Source organism: Bacillus sp. SIMBA_008 (assembly GCF_046535495.1).
In the GTDB taxonomy this organism is placed as follows: Bacteria; Bacillota; Bacilli; order Bacillales; family Bacillaceae; genus Bacillus; species Bacillus subtilis.
Genome location: NZ_JAWRWL010001048.1, coordinates 1 through 246 on the forward strand (window position 1 = coordinate 1; position 246 = coordinate 246).

General features: G+C 42.7%; 1 pseudogene. It reads left to right on the forward strand.

The window, feature by feature from the left end:
- A pseudogene (locus tag SB658_RS26615) lies at nt 1-246 on the forward strand (YhgE/Pip domain-containing protein); the annotation flags it as partial.

The window sequence follows — 246 nt, forward strand, 5'->3', positions numbered from 1 at the left end:
GGTACAAATGAATGGGTGAACGGAAGTGAGAAACTTGGTGAAGGGCAAGTGAAAGCGGACAATGCAGCAAATAGTGTAAAACAACAATTAGAAGAGTACGTGAAAAGTCATCCGGAAGTGCAGCAAGATCCTGCTTTTCAAAAACTCGTTGCTACTTCTAACGGATTAGCTAAAGCAACAAACGCTTTAAATGGTGGCCAACAACAATTGACACAAGGTGCGAAGAAGCTTGCTGACGGTCAGAAT